General features: G+C 31.6%; 18 protein-coding genes. 6 read left to right on the top strand and 12 right to left on the bottom strand.

Annotated features, from left to right (window positions below):
- The first annotated feature begins 6 nt into the window (after positions 1-6).
- On the top strand, positions 7-1,662 hold the full coding sequence (locus ACYPV9_RS06730) for an alpha-amylase family glycosyl hydrolase (RefSeq protein WP_459742507.1): 1,656 nt from the start codon (positions 7-9) through the stop codon (positions 1,660-1,662).
- 79 nt (positions 1,663-1,741) lie between these two features.
- On the opposite strand, the gene ACYPV9_RS06725 is transcribed toward ACYPV9_RS06730, so the two are convergent.
- Positions 1,742-2,116: a Fur family transcriptional regulator gene (locus tag ACYPV9_RS06725; RefSeq protein ID WP_299059479.1), complete on the bottom strand. Its 375-nt coding sequence runs from the start codon at positions 2,114-2,116 to the stop codon at positions 1,742-1,744.
- Positions 2,117-2,260: 144 nt separating this feature from the next.
- Between ACYPV9_RS06725 and ACYPV9_RS06720 the strand changes: the two genes are divergently transcribed.
- From ACYPV9_RS06720 to ACYPV9_RS06700, 5 genes are all read left to right on the top strand, one after another.
- Entirely contained in the window at positions 2,261-2,644 is a 384-nt protein-coding gene (locus ACYPV9_RS06720; protein WP_459742505.1) for a MerC domain-containing protein, read from the top strand.
- Between the two features lie 40 nt (positions 2,645-2,684).
- Entirely contained in the window at positions 2,685-2,993 is a 309-nt protein-coding gene (locus tag ACYPV9_RS06715; protein ID WP_299059485.1) for a hypothetical protein, read from the top strand.
- A 172-nt stretch (positions 2,994-3,165) separates the two neighbouring features.
- Positions 3,166-5,535, top strand: coding sequence for a TonB-dependent receptor (locus tag ACYPV9_RS06710; RefSeq protein ID WP_459742503.1), 2,370 nt, complete (start codon positions 3,166-3,168; stop codon positions 5,533-5,535).
- 49 nt (positions 5,536-5,584) lie between these two features.
- On the top strand, positions 5,585-6,355 hold the full coding sequence (locus ACYPV9_RS06705) for a DUF4625 domain-containing protein (protein ID WP_299059491.1): 771 nt from the start codon (positions 5,585-5,587) through the stop codon (positions 6,353-6,355).
- 55 nt (positions 6,356-6,410) lie between these two features.
- Positions 6,411-6,890, top strand: coding sequence for a DUF4625 domain-containing protein (locus ACYPV9_RS06700; protein WP_299059494.1), 480 nt, complete (start codon positions 6,411-6,413; stop codon positions 6,888-6,890).
- A gap of 242 nt (positions 6,891-7,132) precedes the next feature.
- Here the strand turns inward: ACYPV9_RS06700 and ACYPV9_RS06695 are convergent, their stop codons facing one another.
- From ACYPV9_RS06695 to ACYPV9_RS06645, 11 genes are all read right to left on the bottom strand, one after another.
- Positions 7,133-7,774 carry a DUF6266 family protein gene (locus ACYPV9_RS06695; protein ID WP_459742501.1) on the bottom strand — a complete coding sequence of 214 codons (642 nt, stop codon included), beginning with the start codon at positions 7,772-7,774 and terminating at the stop codon, positions 7,133-7,135.
- A gap of 131 nt (positions 7,775-7,905) precedes the next feature.
- Positions 7,906-8,328 (bottom strand): DUF6943 family protein, encoded by a 423-nt coding sequence (locus tag ACYPV9_RS06690; RefSeq protein WP_459742499.1) that lies wholly within the window; start codon positions 8,326-8,328, stop codon positions 7,906-7,908.
- A 237-nt stretch (positions 8,329-8,565) separates the two neighbouring features.
- Complete coding sequence (locus ACYPV9_RS06685) at positions 8,566-8,862, bottom strand: helix-turn-helix domain-containing protein (protein ID WP_459742497.1); 297 nt, start codon at positions 8,860-8,862, stop codon at positions 8,566-8,568.
- Between the two features lie 1,536 nt (positions 8,863-10,398).
- Complete coding sequence (locus tag ACYPV9_RS06680) at positions 10,399-10,839, bottom strand: heavy-metal-associated domain-containing protein (RefSeq protein ID WP_299117259.1); 441 nt, start codon at positions 10,837-10,839, stop codon at positions 10,399-10,401.
- A gap of 31 nt (positions 10,840-10,870) precedes the next feature.
- Entirely contained in the window at positions 10,871-12,598 is a 1,728-nt protein-coding gene (locus tag ACYPV9_RS06675; protein ID WP_299059513.1) for an efflux RND transporter periplasmic adaptor subunit, read from the bottom strand.
- A complete protein-coding gene (locus ACYPV9_RS06670) occupies positions 12,588-13,079 on the bottom strand; it encodes a DUF305 domain-containing protein (protein ID WP_459742495.1) in 492 nt (163 codons plus the stop codon). Before ACYPV9_RS06670 ends, ACYPV9_RS06675 begins: the two co-directional genes overlap by 11 nt.
- Before the next feature lie 23 nt (positions 13,080-13,102).
- Entirely contained in the window at positions 13,103-13,810 is a 708-nt protein-coding gene (locus ACYPV9_RS06665) for a PepSY domain-containing protein (protein ID WP_299059517.1), read from the bottom strand.
- A gap of 1 nt (position 13,811) precedes the next feature.
- Positions 13,812-14,396 (bottom strand): DUF2911 domain-containing protein, encoded by a 585-nt coding sequence (locus tag ACYPV9_RS06660; protein WP_299059520.1) that lies wholly within the window; start codon positions 14,394-14,396, stop codon positions 13,812-13,814.
- A gap of 2 nt (positions 14,397-14,398) precedes the next feature.
- Entirely contained in the window at positions 14,399-15,136 is a 738-nt protein-coding gene (locus ACYPV9_RS06655) for a heavy-metal-associated domain-containing protein (RefSeq protein ID WP_299059523.1), read from the bottom strand.
- 2 nt (positions 15,137-15,138) lie between these two features.
- On the bottom strand, positions 15,139-16,362 hold the full coding sequence (locus ACYPV9_RS06650; protein ID WP_299059526.1) for a TolC family protein: 1,224 nt from the start codon (positions 16,360-16,362) through the stop codon (positions 15,139-15,141).
- The gene (locus tag ACYPV9_RS06645) at positions 16,359-20,105 is read right to left on the bottom strand and encodes an efflux RND transporter permease subunit (protein ID WP_459742491.1); all 3,747 of its coding nucleotides are present in this window, start codon (positions 20,103-20,105) and stop codon (positions 16,359-16,361) included. The genes ACYPV9_RS06650 and ACYPV9_RS06645 overlap by 4 nt, the downstream gene beginning before the upstream one ends.
- Positions 20,106-20,129 lie beyond the last annotated feature (24 nt).

Genomic DNA, 20,129 nt, shown 5'->3' with positions numbered 1-20,129 from the left:
TTAAAAATGAAAAATATACTTTTCTTATTTATAATAGCAACTATTTTTAGTTGTAAAGAAAAATCATCAGAATTTAAATCAAATAAAGAAATTACAAAAAAAGAGTTTGCTTGGGAAGGAGCAAATATTTACTTTCTTTTAACAGATCGTTTTAATAATGGAAATTTAGAAAATGATATCAATTTTGATAGAACAAAAGAAACAGGAATTTTAAGAGGTTTTGAAGGTGGAGATATTAAAGGAATTACTGAAAAGATAGAAGAAGGGTATTTTACAAAATTAGGAATCAATGCAATTTGGATGACGCCAATTGTAGAGCAAATTCATGGTGCAACAGATGAAGGTACTGGTGTTTCTTACGGTTTTCATGGGTATTGGGCAAAAGATTGGACTAAAATAGATCCAAATTACGGAACCAAAGAAGATTTAAGAGAATTGATTGCAGTTGCTCATAAAAACGGGATTAGAATATTATTAGATGCGGTAATTAATCACACAGGTCCTGTTACAGATAAAGATGCTGTATGGCCATCAGATTGGGTAAGAACAGATCCACAGTGTCAATATAGTAATTATGAAAATACAATTACTTGTACATTGGTTAAAAATTTACCAGATATTAAAACTGAAAGTAATAAAAATGTAGAGTTACCACCACAATTGGTTGCAAAATGGAAAGCAGAAAGCAGGTATGAAGAAGAACTGAAAGAACTAGACGCTTTTTTTGAAAGAACAGGACACCCAAGAGCGCCGCGTTTTTATATCATGAAATGGTTAACAGATTATATAACAGAATTTGGAATTGATGGTTATAGAGTTGATACAGTAAAGCATACAGAAGAATTTGTTTGGCAAGAGTTTAAAAAAGAATGTGATTTCGCTTTCGAAGAGTTTAAAAAAAATAATTCAGATAAAGTGTTAGATAATACTAATTTCTATTTGGTTGGAGAGGTGTATAATTATGGTATTTCTGCAGAAAAGGCATTTAATTTTGGTGATAAAAAAGTAAACTATTTTGACAAAGCTTTTAATAGTTTGATAAATTTTGAAATTAAATGGAACGCTAAGCAAATGGCTGCAAAGGATGTTTTTAGTAAATATGATTCAATTTTAAATAATGGATTAAAAGATTACGGAATTTTAAATTATTTAACTTCTCATGATGATGGACAACCTTTCGATAAAGAAAGAAAACTACCATATAAAACGGCAACAATGTTAATGTTAACCCCAGGAACTTCGCAAGTTTATTACGGTGATGAATCTGCAAGAGATTTAACAATAGAAGGTACCATTGGTGATGCAACTTTACGTTCTTTTATGAATTGGGATGATATTGAGCAAGATGAAGAGACTAAAAAAATAATGACCCATTGGCAAAAATTAGGTCAGTTTAGAGCGAATCATATGGCAGTAGGGGCAGGTAGACATCAATTAATTAGTGATAAAAATGGTTTGATTTTTTCTAGAATTAGAAATGATGATAAAATTATTGCCGGAATAAATTTACCGAAAGGTCAGAAAGTAATAAATGTAGCATCTGTTTTTGAAAACGGCGATAAAATTCATGATTTTTATTCAAAAAAATCTGTAGATGTAAAACAAGGAATGATTTCAATAGAATCTGAATTTGACATTGTTTTACTTGAGATAAAGAAATAAAATATTTTTTAATAAATCTAAAAAGCCTCAATTTTCGTTAGAATATTGAGGCTTTTTTGTGTTATAATAAACTGTAATTTTATGCACATTCTTTGCAAATTCCTGTTAAAACACAATTGGCATTTTGTAATTGGTAATCTTTAGGAACAGTAAAGTTTACTTCATCTGGTAAACACTCTATCGTTTCGCAGTTTACACATCTAAAGTGAAAATGGTGTATTTCTTTTTTTTCAGATTCACACTCTTTACACAATGCAAAATACTGTTTGCCATCTTCAGCAACTACTTTATGTAACACTCCGTCATCGCAAAAACGATTTAAAACTCGGTAAATAGTTGCTCTATTGATATCGATATCAATTTTTTTCTCAATAGCATCTTGACTCATCGCTTTGCCTGTTCTTGTAATTACTTCTAAAACAGCTTGTTTAGTAGGTGTACTTCTTCTTTTCATATTAATGCGATGTATTTGCAATAATTATTGCGATTCTATTGCAATATTATAAAAAATATAATATGTTTGCAACCTTATTAACGCGACAGAATTGCTTTAATTAAAGGTTTTACTAATTTAATTTATTTAACGGAAATTAATAAGATGAAAATTAATAATAACACTATTGATATTGTAGCACTTTTTAGCTCATTAATTTGTGCTGTACATTGTGCAACAATACCGTTGTTACTTTCACTTTCATCTTTAAGTAGTTTACATTTTCTAGGAAATAAATTTATTGAATGGGCATTTATTTTTTTCGGACTTGTTTTTGTAATCATTTCTTTATTGCCAAGCTATAAAAAGGTGCACAGAAATAGTAAACCACTTGTAATTGCTTTTTTAGGTTTTCTTTTAATTGCCGCAGGTAGATTAAATCTGTCAGAAATATTTGAAATATTAAATACCGTTTTAGGAGCTTTTATTGTTTCTTATGCACATTATTTAAATTGGAAATTATTAAGATTTAAAACAAATTTGAAATGAAAACCTCTGAATAATTTTGGGGTTTTAGTTTATACAAATAATGAAACTAAGTATTGTAAAAAATAGCATTACCTATCTATTACTAGCGCTTTTTCTTTCTATGAAAATGGCTGGTGTGCATAGTTTGTCGCATTCTGATGAAAGTGAGAATGCAATATATTGTGCTATTTGCGACAGTTCTATAGATCATAATTTAACACCTACACTTGTACCAAATTCAATTGATTTTGATATAAGTATTACCACTTTTACATTACAGAAAGAAGAAATAGTTAACTACAATTTTTCTCTTTCTAAAAACAAAAAACTAAGAAAACTCCTTTCGAGACCACCACCTTCTTTAGTTTAATTTTCTATTCACTTATATTATTTACTGTAGGTTTTTACAGTTAAATATCATCTAATTATCTATATAATAGTAGATTAATAATAATTTAATTTGTCTTTTTAAGACGGATTAATGTACAGATTTATCAAGATTCTTGTTAGAGAACACTGTGTAAATCTTATAGAATACAATTATGTTTAAATTTTTATTGAGTTTATTACTCTTTTGTTGCATTTGTTTTCAAACAATAGCACAAAAGACTTATCAAATTAACGGAATTGTTCGTAACGCAAAAACATTAAAACCTATAGAAGGTGCTAATATTTTAAGTAAGAAAGGTTATGCCATTTCATCTAAAAACGGTGAGTTTAAATTAAAAAACTTTATTAACGGAACTTACAGTTTCAAAATATCTCATGTAGGTTTTAAAGCAAAAACAATTCCTGTAACTATAAATTCCGAAGAAAAAAATATAACTATTTATTTAAATGAAGCTACTACAACATTAAACGAAATTAAAGTTTTAGGTAAATCTAAAAAAAGAAAGTTTAAAGAAACGCCTATCGTTTCACAAATGGTTTCAAAAGAATTTTTAAAAAGTAATAGAGAAAATAGTTTAATGCAAACTCTTAGCAAAATTCCTGGAGTAAGCACTATTAATATAGGTTCTGGGCAATCGAAACCTGTAATTAGAGGTTTAGGATTTAATAGAGTTGCCGTAGTTCAAAACGGTATAAAACACGAGGCACAACAGTGGGGAAACGATCATGGTTTAGAAATAGATCAACACGGTATAGAAAATATTCAAATTATAAAAGGACCCGCATCTTTGTTGTATGGTTCGGATGCAATTGCTGGTGTTGTAGACATTCAGCCAAATAAAATTCCGTCACCAAATTCAACAAAAGGAGAAGTAAATATTCTAGGAGAAAGCAATAATGATTTATTAGGAATTTCTGCAGGAATTGCAACTAGAAAACAAAATTGGTTTTATCGTGGTCGATTAACTTATAGAGATTATGCAGATTACAAAGTACCTGCAGATCAAATTAATTATGAAAATTACGTTTTTAATTTACATGAAAATAATTTAAGAAATACTGCAGGTAATGAGGCAGATGCAAGTTTTAGTTTTGGGTTTATTGGAAAAGATATTACAACAGAAACTGTATTTAGTAATGTAAATGCTAAAAACGGATTTTTTGCGAATGCACACGGTTTAGAAGTTAGAACTTCTAGTATAGATTATGATAATTCTAATAGAGATGTCGATTTACCGTTTCACAAAGTAAATCACTTTAAAATTACGAATAATACTACAGTTAATTTAGAGAATCACACGTTGCATTTCGACTTCGGATTTCAAAACAATCATAGAGAAGAACATTCAGAACCTGTGCCACACGGTTTTATGCCAACTCCTTTAAACCCAGTAGAAAGAATTTTTAAGAAAAACACATTTACATTTAATGCAAGAGATGCTTTTAAACCTAATTATAAGCATAATATGGTTGTTGGTTTAAATGTAGAATATCAAGATAACAATATTGGTGGTTGGGGATTTTTGATTCCTGAATATAATCGATTTACTGCAGGAGCTTTTGCATACGATCAATATGAAATAAATTCTAATTTACATTTTTTAGGAGGTTTGCGTTACGATTATGGTTTTGTAGATACAAAAGCATATTTTGATTGGTTTCAATCTAGAGTAAAAAATAATGATGGTTCTACATCTAATGTGTTTTTACAGAGATCAAAAAATAAAACGGTAAACTTTGGTAATTTAAGTGCTTCTTTTGGCCTTAGTTATATTCATAATAAAACAACTTACAAAGTTAATGTTGGTAGAAGTTTTAGAATGCCATTGTCTAGTGAGTTAGCCTCGGATGGAGTTAATTATCATATGTATAGATATGAAAGGGGTAATATCAATTTAGATCCAGAAGTATCATATCAATTAGATTTAGACATAGATCATTCGAATGATATATTTGGTATTGGGTTAAGTCCGTTTGTAAATATTTTTGATAATTATATTTATTTAAATCCTACACCAAATTACTACGAAACTTTGCAAATTTACGAGTACACGCAAGCTAAAGTTTTTAGGGCAGGAGGTGAGTTAAGAGCAAATGCAACTATTACTAAGCAATTATTATTAAACGCGTCTTTAGAGTATGTATACTCTAGACAAACTAGCGGACCAAAAGAAGGATTTACACTTCCTTTTTCTCCGCCTTTATCTACTGTTTTATCTTTTAATTATAAGTTAGAAAAATTAATGTTTTTTAAGAATCCGCAATTTATGGCAGATTTAAGAATAACTGCAGCTCAAGAAGAAATTGTGCCACCAGAAGAAAAAACAGAGGGTTATCAGGTTTTAAATATGTCTTTTTTAGCAGATTTAGATGTTTTTAAAAACAACAATCCTTTAGAAATGAGAGTAAAATTAAATAATGTTTTCGATACTAAATATTTTAATCATACTAGTTTTTACAGATTAATAGATGTGCCAGAAGCAGGTAGAAACGTGTCGGTGTCGATAACCATTCCTTTTTAATATAAATCAATAATCAATAATTAATTCAAACACAATTAAAACCAAAATTATGAAAACAAATTTTAAATTTTTAGCCATTATCGCATTTGTCGGTATTACTTTACAATCTTGTAGTAGCGAAGAAGAAATCGAATTAAGTGCACCAGTAATTTCCAACTTCGAATTCGGAGAAGGAAGTGATCATACAACAGAGCAAGTTGCATACAAAGGTTCTGATATTCATTTAGAAGCAGATATTACAGCAGAAGCAGTAGTAAGTAGTATTACTTTACATATCCACGGACATGATTTAGCTGTTGGTGACAACGAAGTAGAATGGGAGTTTGAGCAAGTGTATACAGATGCCAAATACTTAGTTATTAACCCAACTTTTCATGAGCATGTTGATATACCTGCAAATATTCCTGCAGGAGAATATCACGTAGAATTAGTAGTTACTGATGAGTTAGGAAATACTACAGAAGTTGAAGGACATGTAGATGTTTTAGACCCAATTACATTAAGTGAAATGTCTGTAGATACAACAGTTCAAAGAGGTAAAGATTTACATGCAGAGTTTATGATTGATGCTGTAAACGGAATTCACAGTATTTCTGTAGATATTCATGCACATGATCTTGCTGTAGGTGATGGAGAAGTAGAGTGGGATTTTGAAAAGGAATATTTAGGAGATTACCATGAAAAAACTTCAGTAGAATTTCATGAGCACATTGATGTACCAGCAACTGCGCCGGCAGGAGAGTATCACATTATGTTTACCGTAGAAGATGAAGACGGTAATACTAAAGAATATGAAACTCATATTGATGTAACTGCATAATTAAATCTAATTAACCGCATAGTAAATTATTATTATGCGGTTTAAAGCTTATTATATGAAAACAAACCTAAATTATTTTTATCTTTTATTATTTATATTATTTTTTGCTGCTTGTTCTGGTAGTGACAGCATAGATAAAGATGTAGAAAAGCCAACAATAAGTATCAACTACAACGAAGGTTTTCCTAAAGGATGTACTCAATTAAAAAGAGGAGAAACTTATAGCTTTAGAGCTAAGGTTACAGATAATAAAGCTTTGGCTTCTTATAGTATAGATATTCACCATAACTTCGATCATCATACACACGATGATCAAATTGCAGAATGTAGCTTAGAACCATTAAAGCAAGCTGATAATCCGTTAATTTATGTAGAAAATTTTGAAATTGAAGAAGAATCTACAAACTATGAAATTAATGTATTAATTAAAATTCCAGAAGATATTGATACTGGTGATTATCATTGTGCATATTCTGTAACAGACCAAACGGGTTGGCAATCTAGAACTTCTGTAGATATTAAAATAGTAGAGTAAATTAATATTTAAAACTTAGATTTTTTTCAGCTTATTAAGGCTGAAAAAAATCTCAATTTTATTTTCCGATACAATATTTAACTACCCTTGATTTTAGTAGGTTTGAAGTGATAGGGCAACAAATAGGGTACAGATTATACATGTTAAAGGAAACTTGGGAATAAATAACAATAGATTGAAGAACAAATATAGCATAAAAAAAACCACTCATTTGAGTGGTTTTTCAATTAAAACATCAAAAATTAAATAGCTGTTCCAGAGCCTAAATAAATACTATTTGATACTGTACTATTATCAGAAGTAACAAATGCCATAAAAAGGTGTACAGTGTCACCTACATAAGAACTTGGAATTGAAATTACATCTGTTCCAGTTGTTCTATTTGCACCATCCAAAACATAAATAGATTCTTTTTTGTCTGGATTGTAAACAAGGATCATTGCTTTGTCATCTGCATTTGCATTTCCTTCTGTTGAATTATCATCCCAATTGAAAGTTACTTCTCCAGCAGTTGACAAATCAGTAGTTCCATTTAATACTCCTGATAAAGTACCTCTACTTAACAATGCTAAAGAGTAATCAATAGTGAAGTTTGGAGCTGTACCACTAACTGCATTATTCAATACATAAGACATTGCAGCATTGAATTCAGTCTTTTTTGTTGCAAACGATTTATAACCTAATTTAATAAAACCTAAATTTGGTTGTAAATAGTTTAAAGTAATAGAGAATCTATTACGTTGATTTACTTGTCCCTCTGTTCGAGGGTTTTTAACACTTGAAGGTTTGATTCTTAAATAATCAATTCCCTTCCAATTTCCTCCGATAACGTTTCCAACCTTACCAGATAATCCACCTAAAATACCTTGTGAAATTTTACCCATTTTACTACGATTTAAATATTAATATACATTTGGAGTTGGTACGGACTTGGTTTTAACTTGTACCAACTATATTAATATACACCAATTATTATGCAATTTGATGCGTTCTGTTTTTGTTGCCTTTTGTTGCCTTAATTTGCGTCTTTAAAGACATTTTTAATGTATGCTTTTTTTAAAAGTGACATTTTTTTAATGACATATTGTAGTTCTTTTTCTTTTTTAGAAATTATACTGACAGCTTTTATATGCTTATTAAATTCTGAATTTTTACTTGATTCAAAACCTTTTAATAAAGTGTTTTTACAATCGTTTATAGAAATAAAAGGAATAGCACTGCCTTTTAAATAATATGCATAATATCCGCCAATTTGCAGCATCATAGATAAATGATATAATATGTTTTTTTCTTTTTCTGTTTTTGTTATTATTACAAAACAATTAGGGCAGGAGAGAGATAAAGGTTTTCCGCTGTTTAGCCCTTTGTTTAAAATAAAAAAATGTGGGTTTGAGTAAGTGCGTCCAATCTGGTGGGTCTTGATTTCAAAAGTTGACATAGGTATCCAATTAAAATTATGCTTCGCTGCGCTTCGCACATTTTTTTGGAAGTAAAAAGAGATATGCCTTAGACTTGTGCCTTAGGATAGGTTGTCAAGGTTTTTGGGTAAAAGTTTTTTAAGTAAAAAATTTGAACAAAAAAGATAAAAGGCTATTAAAAAAAGTTTTATTCAAAACCCGTAGGGCTTGACCTTGATAACCTAAAAGCGTTGGATGATGCAAGGCACTTATATTTGCTATCTTTTTTTATTTATTGATTGTTGTTCTAAAGTATTTAATATATCCTGTTCTTTAAAGAAAATTCTATTCCCCATACGAATTGGATTTAATATACCTACTTTAGACCATACACCAATTGTAACTAAACTAACTCTTAACATTACAGCCACTTCTTTATGTGTTAATAATTTATTGTTTTTTGGTTTTGTTAATTCTTTAATATAATTCTCTATTTTTAATAAAAGTATATCTGAAACCTTATCAGCTAATTCATCTATTGTAACCTCTGTAATTTGAATTGTTTTTGTAACCATCTTTTTTATTTTTAAATTAAATGACTTTTGATTTATAGGATTAAAATTACTATTTGTTAGCGAAATGAAACAAACAAAGACTTGAGATAAGGAATACTTGGACTTAGCGATGGTTTTGTGCAGATGAATGAGATAAGAAATAATAAACTAAAAATGTTCTTTAAAATTTAGTATCTTTAATATTGTGAGTTTACGCTCACATTCTTTTTCATAGCAATTTTTTACCCACCTCTCAACGATGTGGGTTTCTTTTTTTAAATAATTAATGACGGAGTACCTAGTGCGTGGGCAGCAGCGAAAATAAGTGTGTAACTTATTATTTGTTTTGTACTAAGTTTATTGATTGGTTTCTTTAAAATTGGATGCTCTAATTGTATTATTAATATCAATAAAGTAGAGTGTTATTTACTTTTATAAACTTACTAAAATATCCAATTTTAGTGAAAACAACTTTACGAATTTTCTGACAAATAATAAGTTATACTCTTATTGGCTTTTTATGATTTTATAGGTGCTTAACAATTAATCTTATAAAGTTCTATTTTACATTCTAACAAGAGCATCTTATTGAAACTATAATAGCACTTATAAAAACAATGCATTAAAGACTGAATGTTATTTAAATATCTAAACTTCATTGTTAATAACGGATGTGAGCGTGGGATAAGCGGATATTTTACATAATACCAGTTGGCAAAAACTCGGGAAAGGCGCCAAAATAAAGTCTGTTTTATAAATTTACTTCTTGCTTTTCCTCTCTTTTCAAAACCCAATTTCGGAAAATGTAGTAATTTAAAATTTATGGAACAGTCTCTCGCTCGTGAAATTTTGTAAAAATTGGAGAGTTTGAAAAATTTAATAAAATGGAATTTACTCAAACCCTGAAAATACAAAATTGCGGAATTTTCACTCAAGCCTTAAATTTAGCAAGTTTGCGGAATTTAGCAAAATACGGAAAAACAAAATGGTGGAATTCTTACTCAAACTCTGAATTTAGCAAGTTTACGGAATTCTCACTCAGAGTTTGAATTTTGAAAAAAAAGAAAATTATGAAAAAGTTGAACGAAATAAAAAGATCACGCATTTGCCAACAACTTGTATAAAAAATTGCTACTTTTAGCTTAAACAAAGGCTGTTGCATTTTTGTAAACTTCTGAATTTCCGTTGGAAATTCCTCGTTCACAAAAATCGCAACTTTCCATACAAAAATACGTTATAGCTACGAAAATATAAGAATACTGCGTTAGCAAACCCTTGAAAGGATTTTTGCTACTATAACTTGTATTATGTAACATAGCTTGGGTGAGTTTAGGGTTTTATGATAGAATAATAAAAGAATAGCTTATTGCAGTTTGGTTTGATTTTATGAAAACCAAAGCTGTAATATGCTATTACCTTAAAGACAAAAAAAACGCTAAACTTTTGTGGCGAGCGGAACAACACAAAAAACAGAGGATTTTGAGGTACGAGAAAACTGGGTTTTGGGTTGTGGGGAATAAAAAAGAGCCTTTCGAAAAAGACTCTTAAATTATTGGCTTAATGATCGTGATTTGAATGGTCTTCCGATTTCATTTCTCCTGTTTGATTCATAGCCATTTCGTGGTCGTATTGACAACAACCTGGTAAATCTTTATAGGCTTCTTCACTTCCTGTAACTTTTTCGGTGTCATAACCTGATGCTGCTATTGCCTTATGAATTGCCATTGCATCTGTTTTGGTATCATCAAAAGAAACATCAATCTTCTTTTTATCGACATCCCAATTGGCACTTGCAACACCTTCAACACTATTGGCTGCTTTTTCAATGGTACTTTTACACATACCACAATTACCTCTCACACCAAAAGATAAATCTGTCATTGCAATTTCTTTTGACACTTCTGTTGTTGTAGTTTCTTCAACTTTTTTAGTTTCGTTTTTACAACTTGTTAATCCCATAGCTATTATTACAGCTACACTTAAAATTACTTTCTTCATTTTTTAAAATTTAATTATTATCAGTGTTTATTTATTTTATTGTTTGTTTAACCTCACCACATTTAAGCATTGCGTCACCAAAATATGGGTTTAAAACTTGTTCTTCTTTACTCAACCAATACGCACCGTTATTGTTATCTGCCATAGGACAAAATTGTACATATAGCTTATCATTTACCTTATCAAAGTTTTTAACCATTTCTATAAGCTTATCGGAAATTGTTTGAAACTGTTTACGTTGATGTTCCAGAGTTACATTTTCATTTATACCTTTAGATGTTTTATGCAAAATAGCCCAGTAATTATGCGTTTGCTCTCTTTGACTTACTGGCATTTCTTCCAATGCTTTTCTAAATGCTTCACTTTTGGATGATGCTAACGATATATCAGACTGAATTAAAGCATCTTTAAGATTGACATAAGCGTCAATAATAGGTTGAAATGATTTTTCAACAGTACTATTAAAATCAACCTTTTCTGTCATCATATCCATTGTATGTCCTTCGTGACCTGTCATTACTTTACCACCTGCCTTATTCATCATTGATTTTTTGCCTTGTAATTGAGCTGCTGCATCAACCGTAAATGTTCCGTTAGTCACGATTTCATTGCCAACAAATAAACCTTCTAAAACTTCATATTCATTACCAATTTGATTGCCTAAAACAACTTCGCGCATTTCAAAAATGGTTTGGTCTGGATTGGTTTTTAAATACACAACAGAACGCTCACCTGTCCAAAGTACAGCAGAGGCTGGGATTGTTAATACCTCATCATTACTACTTGAAACTCGTTCAATATTGGCGGTTACAAACATTCCTGGTTTAAATACATCGTTCTTATTATTAAGCACCACACGTAAGGTTACTGTTCTTGTTTTGGTATTTAATATTGGTTCAATGAAATCTACTTTCCCTTTAAACTCTCTATTAGGATATGCATTCGTTGACACAGAAACTTCTTGACCTTTTTTAAATAATTCTATCTGGTTTTCATAGACATCAAAATTTGCCCAAACCGTGTTTAGATTCGCAATTTTAAGCAATGGTTGACCTTGTTTGATGTAGTCGCCTTGTTCTACTAATTTTGCGGTAACTGTACCTGAAACCGTAGCATAGACTGGAAAGTTTTCTTTTACTTTTCCAGTTTCTTCTATTTGATTAATTTGATTTTCAGATAGCTTCCATAATTTTAGTTTATTATGAACTGCCTTATATAATGCAGGTTGCGATTCCTTTAAAGATGATGCTGTAATTAACTCTTGTTGTGCTGCATACAATTCTGGCGAATAAATAGTTGCTAATAGCTGACCTTTACGTACTTCTTCACCTGTAAAACTGACATTTAAACGTTCTATTCTGCCCGAAAAATAACTAACTTGTACTGCGTTTGCTTCTTCATTTTCAGCAATTTTACCTGATAGTTTAATGGTGTTGCTAACAACATTTCCATTACCGACTATGGTTGTTTGAATATTGGCTAATGCCATCGCATTTTCAGTTAACTTGAATTGGTCTGCTAACAGGCCATCATTTCCACTTTCGGAAGGAATTAAATCCATCCCACAAATAGGACAATCACCTGATTCTGGTTGCATAATTTGTGGATGCATAGAACACGTCCACATTTGATTGGTTTCTGAAACTTCATTGTGATTATGTGCTGTCTCTTCGTTTGATGAACTACCAAAAAGTAACCAACCCAAGAGTAAGCCTACTGCGAGTAATCCTATGTATATGACTATTTTATTATTTTTCATTCTGTAAACGATTTATCATTGCTTTCATTTCTTCTATTTCTTTCTTCTGTGCTTTTATGATATCCTCTGCTAACTTTTTGACTTCAGGATCTTTTATGTCTGCTCTTTCACTTGTTAAGATTGCTATGGAATGATGTGGTATCATACCCTTCATCCAAAGGACATCACCTACGGTTGATTTTTGGTCACGTACTAACCCTAAAGCACCAAGAAATAGCACTATACTACCTATGACAATTCCTAAATTCTTCTTTTTATTTTTATACATATTTCTCATAAAGAAAAACATAATTAATGCCATTGTGGCAATACCCAAACAAACCATATAAAAACGTGTGAGACTAAACCAAACGTGGTCAAATTCATAGGTATTTAAATACATTGTAATGTACATTGCTATAAATGATGCCCCTAACATTAAAAAGAATTTAGTGTAATTGCTCAAACCCTTTTCGTTGTGTTTGTGTTCTTGATTGTTCATAATTTCTGTTTTTAGTATTAATATTATTTTCTTTCCTTTTTTAATTTTCTAATCGTAGGTGAGGAAGTAAACCATAATAGAAATCCGCTTAATACCGTTATTAGCCCTAGAAGTGAAAAAGCTCTTAAAACTACTGTATTAAAGTTATCTCTACCTTCATAATCCATTGTGTGCGTCATCCATAAAAAATCGAACGAACGCCAACTACGATGTCTTACAGTTTGAAATTTTCCATCTTTTACGGACACATAAGCTTTTAATGCTTCGTCAGATTTATAAGAAATCACATAAGCTGGCAATAACTTTTCTCTATACTCGTGGTGCTTTCCAGTCTCATTAATTTGCTCTACATTTTCAACTACCAAATCGCTTTTTATATAGTTTTTTGTTATATAAAGTGCTTCATCTTTTGTGATGCTATTCTTTGGACTTCCATCAATAGCACTGTATAATTGTTTTTTATTTACCCAATAGTAAGGTGTATTGTTAATGTCTCTCAATTCAATAGTATTGATGCCATTAGTAACATTGAGTTGTGATGGACTAATTAAATTATTGAAAGCTTGTGGTTGATAATCTAAATTCTTGAAATGGTCACCGTGTATCTCATCAATATCTGTCCAACTAAAATACAATCCACTAATTGTCCAAAACAAAAATTGAATACCCAAAAACAAGCCTAAATATCTATGGGTTTTTCTAATTTTTAATGCTGTATGCCTGTTTACCATTTTATTGATTTATTTTGAATGGAAAACTAATTGTTACCTTCTCCCAAGCAAGAGAAATACTTCCTTCTGTATCACTAATCTTATTTATTCTATACACTAAATGCTCTGTAATTTTGTCAGAAATACTTGGTGTCACTTTAAATCGTATCACATCATCATTTTCATTATAATCGTCTTTCCCGTGTTGATTCCAGTTTTTATTAATCATTATAGTCCAATCCTCTTTTGATGGAATTGTGAAAAAGCCATACTTCCCTTTTGGAAGCACCTCACCATTAATAATTAAATCTTTATTGGTTTCAATCCAAGTGGCATTATGTGCACCTGCTTGCCAGACATTATTATAACCAACTAATCCACCAAAGATGATACGTCCTCTAACTCCTGGTGACGAATAGTCTATATGAATATGTGCATCACCAATCATTGCCATTGTAGATGTGTGTGGGCTTAATGGTTTCTTCTTTGGTGTTTCTTTCTTTTCAACTTTGTGGTGTTGTTGCTCATTTTTTACCTCTTTTTTGGATTCGTTTTTACAGGCGAAAAGAAGTGTAATTATCACGGATATTTGTAGTATTTTTTTCATTCTTAAAAAATATTTGTTAACATTAGTATTGCCATTACAATCATTATGGCATTCTCAATAAACGTGGCTTCTGTCATTGGTAACTTTAAAGCTGTACCTAAACAAGCACATCTAATAGATTTTTTATCCAATAAGGTTTTAGTTACACCAATGGTTGTAATACCTAATACAACAAGTGTTATTACTAAACCAATTTTAACTTCAAATCGCAACAAAAACATTAAACCCAAAGCGGTTTCAATAAATGGATAAATCCATCCATAAGCAGGAACTTTTTTTGCTAACGGGTCGTACATTTTAAATGATTCTGGGAAGCCTTTTAAATCTAACATTTTGAAGAAACTAAACACGATATAGAATAAGCCCATAAAGTCGAGCATAAATGCACTCCAACTCCAGTCTTTATAATGCAATAATACACTTGCGGTTGCTATATAAAAGATGATTAGTAGTAAAGGCTTTAGTTGCTGTAGTTTGCTTTTTTCTTCTACAGCTTCAACATTCATAAATTGAGAAGACGAAAAGACGTTCTTTTCCTCTTTTTGAGATATGGTATATTTTGTAGCTAAAGATTTTTGAAGTTCTTCTACCTCAATGTGCTTTTCCATAGTGATAGTAGCTTCTCCTTTTTCGAGATTAACTTCGATATTAGTAACATTGTCAATGCTTTCTAAGCTTTTTTCTACAGATGCTTTACAACTGCCACAGGTCATTCCTGTTATTTTATATGTATGTTTCATTGTTATTGAATTAAATAATTAATAATGGTACTCTGTAAATAATAATTTTTAATCGCTTCTATCTGGCTCATTTGAAACTTTAATTGCAGTTCTTGAATATCTAAAACATCTTTAAAATCAATCGTACCAGTTTCATAGCTTTTTATCAGGATTTGTTCTGCGTCTTTAGCTTGTTTTATGTTTTTGATTGCTGTTTTATGACTTATTCTTGCTGATATACGCTCATTTACTGCCTTGTCTAAAAGTGTTTCCAAAGTATTTAGTCTTTCTTGTTTTTGAGATGTTATTTCTTGCTGTTCTAACTCATTTTGCTTGGTTTGAGATTTATATTTTTTATTAAAAATTGGGATTGACAACGAAACCATTGGCATCACAATATCTTTACCGTTATCCGAGAAATTCATACCTGGTCTTTCAGAAACATTGATGTAGTCTAATCCAAAACCAATCAAAGGACTGCTTTCTTTTTGGTTTAGTAATTCTGATTGCTCAATGGATTGAAATAGTTTATCATACTTTAACAATTCAGGATGCAATGCTAAATTTTTAGTAGTGACTTCAAAGTCTTCTGAAGGCATCATTAGACTATCTACCACCCTAACAGCAGCATCATTTTCTCTGTTCAAAAGGTTATTCAGATTCGTTTGTTCTGCTAAAAACTGTTGCCTTAAAACATCTTTTAGTTGTTGCATTTCGTTTTGACGCATTTGTAATCGCAATACATCTACAGCAGATGCTTTACCAACCTCAACAGATGTTAGTGCTAATGTCTCATAGGTTTCCAATAGTTTAATGTTTTCTGTTAGCACCCTTTGTTTCGCTTTGTAGGCGTATAAATTATAATAGGATTGTGATACAGAAGCCATCAATTTTCGCTTTGCAATAACGATGTCTTCATATTTTACATCGGCTAACGAACTCACATAATTTTCTCTTGATGTAATTGTACCAAACCACGGTAACATTTGTTTAGCCGATACTTTAAATCGTTGCGCTCCTGTTCTCGTTTCTGGTTCGCGCACAAAGTAACCTACACCAAATTCAGTATTAGGTATCGTATTGACTTCGTTTACTTTTTCAGAAACTCTTTTGTACTGTAACTCGAATTTTTGAATTTCTGGATTGTTTTCCAACGCTTGATTAATTAAAATTTCTAATTGTTGGGCGTTACCTTTGAGACAAAAGAGAATTGAAAAAAGAAAAAAGACTGTTTTTATATGTTTCATTTTGATGCTCTTTTAAGTTGAACTTCGGCTTTCCAGCTATATAAAACTGGTACAACAAATAAGGTGATTAAAGCGATTAACATTCCGCCAAAACTTGGTATTGCCATTGGAATCATAATATCGCTTCCTCGTCCAGTAGAGGTTAGTATTGGTAATAATGCTAAAATGGTGGTTGCTGTTGTCATTAAACAGGGTCTTATACGTTTTTCTCCAGCTTCTACTATAGATGCTCTAATTTCCTTTTTATTCTCTGGTGTATTTCTATCAAAAGTTTGCGTTAAATACGTTGCCATAACCACACCATCATCTGTTGCAATACCAAATAGTGCAATAAAGCCTACCCAAACAGCCACACTTAAATTAATTGGGTGCATCTGGAATAAGTCTCGCAGATTTTCGCCAAAGAAGTTGAAGTTTAAAAACCAATCTTGACCATAAAGCCATATCATTACAAAACCACCTGCAAAAGCTACTGCAATTCCTGTAAACACCATTAATGAGGTTGCCACAGAACGGAATTGGAAATACAGTATTAAAAAAATGATTGCCAATGCTAATGGCACAACAACCGATAAGGTTTTTTCTGCTCGTAACTGATTTTCATACGTTCCTGTGAATGCATAGTTGATTCCTTTTGGAACTATCAATTCACCAGAATCTATCTTTTCTTGAATCAATGCTTGTGCATTTTCAACAACGCTTACTTCTGCAAAACCATCTAATTTATCAAACAAGACATAACCTACTAAAAAGGTGTCTTCACTTTTAATGACTTGTGGACCTTGTTCGTAGCGAATAGTTGCCAATTCGCTTAATGGAACAGGACTGCCTTTTTCAACTGGCACATAAATCTGTTGTAAGTCTGTTGGGTTAGCTCTTAATTCTCTTGGGTATCGCACACGAACACCATATCGCTCACGGCCTTCAACCGTTTGTGTTAATACCATACCACCAACTGCTACTTTTAATACATCTTGAACATCTTGTATAGAAATTCCATAACGTGCGATTTTCTCTCTATCAATATCAATCAATAAATAGGGTTTACCAACGATACGGTCTGCAAAAACAGCTTCTTTTTTAACTCCTTCAGCTTCTTTGATAATGTTTTCCAATTGCACACCAAACGATTCAATTTGCTTTAAGTCTTGGCCTTTCACCTTAATTCCCATAGGCGCTCGCATTCCTGTTTGAAGCATTACCAATCTCGTTTCAATGGGTTGTAGTTTTGGCGCTGACGTAACACCTGGTAATTTGGTAACTCTTACAATTTCATTCCAAATATCGTCTGGCGATTCAATTTCTGGTCGCCAATTACGATAGTATTCACCATTGTCATCTGGAATGAGTTGTTCTTTTGCATTGAGAGATTGCCACGCTTCACGTTGTTCCGCTCGCAATGACAATCCGTTTTTTAATATATACGCAGCATCATCATTTACTTTGTAGCGTTGTCTTTCTCCATCTGCATTCAGCATATATTCTGATTTATACTGAATAATGTTCTCATACATTGATAGAGGTGCTGGGTCTAACGCTGATTCTGTTCTACCTGCTTTACCCACAACTGTTTCAATTTCTGGAATACTGGCAACTGCCATATCCAATTGCTGTAAAACTCGTTTGTTTTCTTCTACGCCAGAATGAGGCATTGAAGTTGGCATTAGTAGAAATGAGCCTTCATTTAAGGATGGCATAAACTCTTTGCCTGTGTTCTTCATAATGAAAAACCCTGCAATTACAATAGCTGTTGGTACAGATAGAAATAATAATTTATTATCTAAACACCAACTTAAAATACGAGTATAGTAATTGATGAATAGCGAAAAAACACCTAATAAACCAAAACATATAACACTTACAAAAATGAGATTCCAAAAGATGCTTTTATCAACGCCTAATGGTCGCCAATATTCGGCTAATAGGAATACTATCGCAGATGCTGAAATAATGATATTGATAAGATTAGTTTGTTTGTCTGTTATCTTATTTTGAAGATTGAGAAGTGCTGTAATTCCGAAAGCTATCAAAATCAACCCTAACCAATACCCATATACTATTGCTATGATTCCTAAAGCTATTAAAACACCATTTAAAACATATTTAAAAGTGTTTTTAATGCTTTTCTTTCTGAATAAAAATGCTGCAAATGGTGGTATTAAAAATAAAGCAACAATAATAGAGGCGGTTAACGCAAAGGTTTTTGTAAAGGCTAATGGTCTAAATAATTTACCTTCTGCACCAATCATTGTAAATACAGGAATGAAACTGATTATTGTTGTCATTACTGCGGTAACGATTGCACCAGAAACTTCAGCTGTGGCATTATAAACAATTTGATTTATTGTTAATCCTTTATGAGATTCCTCGTCGCTCGTTCCTCCCTCTGTCGGAATGACATTTTCATTTTCATCTATATGCCTAATGATGTTTTCTGAAAGTATGACACCAACATCGACCATTGTACCTATAGCAATTGCTATACCTGATAAAGCGACAATGTTTGCATCTACACCAAAGAACTTCATAGCTATAAACACCATTAAAACCGCAACTGGTAGAAGTCCAGATATAAGTACAGACGCTCGAAGATTGAATACCATAATGATAATGACCAAAATGGTAATTAGTATCTCTAATGTTAAGGCTTCATTGAGTGTACCTAATGTTTCTTGAATGAGTTCTGTTCTATCGTAAAATGGAACTATTGTGACTTGTGAAGTTCTACCGTCTGCTAATACTTTTGAAGGTAAGCCTGCACTTAATTCGTTAATTTTTTCTTTTACATTATTGATTACTTCCATTGGGTTTGCGCCATAACGAGCCACAACAACAGCACCCACAACTTCTGCACCTTCTTTATCTAATAAACCACGTCTTGTTGCAGGACCTAATGATACTTTTCCAATGTCTTTAATTCGTATTGCTGTATAATCTTCGGAAGTAACTACTGCATTTTCTATGTCTGAAATAGACTTGACATACCCTAAACCACGCACTAAATATTCTGCATTATTGATTTCAATAGTCTGTGCACCGATGTCTTTATTACTTTCCTTAACTGCCTTTACAATATGATGCAAACCAATATTATATTGACGCATCAATTCTGGGTTGACATCCACTTGGTATTCTTGAACATAACCACCAATTGAAGCGACTTCAGAAACACCACTTGCAGATGATAGCGCATATTTTACATAGTAATCTTGAATACTGCGTAATTCTTGTAAATCCCAACCACCAGTTACGTTTCCGTTTTCATCACGTCCTTCAAGAGTGTACCAAAATATTTGTCCTAATCCTGTTGCATCTGGACCCAAAGCAGGATTAACACCTTCAGGTAATAAACCACTTGGTAATGAGTTGAGTTTTTCGAGAATACGACTTCTACTCCAGTAAAATTCTATATCTTCTTCAAAAATGATATAGATACTTGAAAAGCCGAACATAGAAGAACTACGAATGGTTTTTACTCCAGGAATACCTAACAAGGATGTGGTTAATGGATAGGTAATTTGGTCTTCAATATCTTGTGGTGAACGACCATCCCACTTTGTAAATACAATTTGTTGGTTTTCACCTATATCTGGTATGGCATCTACTGCTACTGGATTGCTTGGTAAAAATCCTGTATCCCAATTGAAAGGTGCATTTACTGTTCCCCATCCTACGAAAAGAACGAGTAGTAGTACTGCAACGAGTTTATTTTCTATAAGAAATTTGATTGCTTTATTAAGCATATATTTTGATTATTAAACAGTTAG

This window comes from Polaribacter sp. OB-PA-B3 (genome assembly GCF_054589375.1).
This window is presented reverse-complemented; position numbering and strand designations above follow the sequence as displayed.

What these genes read in the sequence shown, in the direction of transcription:
- ACYPV9_RS06690 (WP_459742499.1), bottom strand. Translation starts at nt 8,328, where the DNA reads ATGTCAACTTTTGAAATCAAGACCCACCAGATTGGACGCACTTACTCA.
- ACYPV9_RS06665 (WP_299059517.1), bottom strand. Translation starts at nt 13,810, where the DNA reads ATGGTAAACAGGCATACAGCATTAAAAATTAGAAAAACCCATAGATAT.
- ACYPV9_RS06695 (WP_459742501.1), bottom strand. Translation starts at nt 7,774, where the DNA reads ATGGGTAAAATTTCACAAGGTATTTTAGGTGGATTATCTGGTAAGGTT.
- ACYPV9_RS06660 (WP_299059520.1), bottom strand. Translation starts at nt 14,396, where the DNA reads ATGAAAAAAATACTACAAATATCCGTGATAATTACACTTCTTTTCGCC.
- ACYPV9_RS06685 (WP_459742497.1), bottom strand. Translation starts at nt 8,862, where the DNA reads ATGGTTACAAAAACAATTCAAATTACAGAGGTTACAATAGATGAATTA.
- ACYPV9_RS06700 (WP_299059494.1), top strand. Translation starts at nt 6,411, where the DNA reads ATGAAAACAAACCTAAATTATTTTTATCTTTTATTATTTATATTATTT.
- ACYPV9_RS06710 (WP_459742503.1), top strand. Translation starts at nt 3,166, where the DNA reads ATGTTTAAATTTTTATTGAGTTTATTACTCTTTTGTTGCATTTGTTTT.
- ACYPV9_RS06720 (WP_459742505.1), top strand. Translation starts at nt 2,261, where the DNA reads ATGAAAATTAATAATAACACTATTGATATTGTAGCACTTTTTAGCTCA.
- ACYPV9_RS06645 (WP_459742491.1), bottom strand. Translation starts at nt 20,105, where the DNA reads ATGCTTAATAAAGCAATCAAATTTCTTATAGAAAATAAACTCGTTGCA.
- ACYPV9_RS06655 (WP_299059523.1), bottom strand. Translation starts at nt 15,136, where the DNA reads ATGAAACATACATATAAAATAACAGGAATGACCTGTGGCAGTTGTAAA.
- ACYPV9_RS06725 (WP_299059479.1), bottom strand. Translation starts at nt 2,116, where the DNA reads ATGAAAAGAAGAAGTACACCTACTAAACAAGCTGTTTTAGAAGTAATT.
- ACYPV9_RS06680 (WP_299117259.1), bottom strand. Translation starts at nt 10,839, where the DNA reads ATGAAGAAAGTAATTTTAAGTGTAGCTGTAATAATAGCTATGGGATTA.
- ACYPV9_RS06670 (WP_459742495.1), bottom strand. Translation starts at nt 13,079, where the DNA reads ATGAACAATCAAGAACACAAACACAACGAAAAGGGTTTGAGCAATTAC.
- ACYPV9_RS06715 (WP_299059485.1), top strand. Translation starts at nt 2,685, where the DNA reads ATGAAACTAAGTATTGTAAAAAATAGCATTACCTATCTATTACTAGCG.
- ACYPV9_RS06705 (WP_299059491.1), top strand. Translation starts at nt 5,585, where the DNA reads ATGAAAACAAATTTTAAATTTTTAGCCATTATCGCATTTGTCGGTATT.
- ACYPV9_RS06730 (WP_459742507.1), top strand. Translation starts at nt 7, where the DNA reads ATGAAAAATATACTTTTCTTATTTATAATAGCAACTATTTTTAGTTGT.
- ACYPV9_RS06650 (WP_299059526.1), bottom strand. Translation starts at nt 16,362, where the DNA reads ATGAAACATATAAAAACAGTCTTTTTTCTTTTTTCAATTCTCTTTTGT.
- ACYPV9_RS06675 (WP_299059513.1), bottom strand. Translation starts at nt 12,598, where the DNA reads ATGAAAAATAATAAAATAGTCATATACATAGGATTACTCGCAGTAGGC.